The 499-nt window shown below is 78.2% G+C and carries 1 pseudogene; it reads left to right on the top strand.

Annotation, left to right across the window (positions count from 1 at the left end):
• Positions 1-499, top strand: a pseudogene (locus tag ACOV8S_RS31170) (hypothetical protein); the annotation flags it as partial.

Raw genomic sequence — 499 nt, 5'->3', positions numbered from 1 at the left:
GGCTGCCCCTTCGTCCCCGTACGGGGACCTGCCCGGCAACCCCGGCGACCTTCCCGGCGACCGGCCGGGGAACGGGTCCGGGAACGAGTGCGGGACCACGCGGGAGACCGCTGCCGGGGCCGTGGCGGAGAGGCGGTACGGGTCGCTCCCCGTCCAGCCCTCCGCGGAGCAGCTCCACGGGGACCGTTCCTACCCGGAGCAGCCCTACGGGGAGCAGCCGTACGCACCCCCTCCACCGCCGCCGTCCCCGGGGGTGACGTACCCGGAGCAGCCGCAGTACGCGCAGCAGGGCCTCGTGGGGCAGCTCCTGCCTCTGCCCGCGCCCTTCCTCGAGCAGCCCAGCGCCAGGACCCGTCCGGCCGACGGGCCCCCCGTGCGCCCGGTCCCGCTGGTGCCGCTCGTACAGCCGCTGCCGCCGCTGGCGCCGCAGCCCCCGCACCCGGTCCGCCCGCCGGACGACCGGGTGGAGCAGCCGGCCCGCAACCACCCCGACGTGGAC

This window comes from Streptomyces sp. CO7, assembly GCF_053474865.1.
The sequence above is the reverse complement of the archived record's forward strand: the minus strand, read 5'-3'. Positions and strand labels throughout refer to the sequence as shown.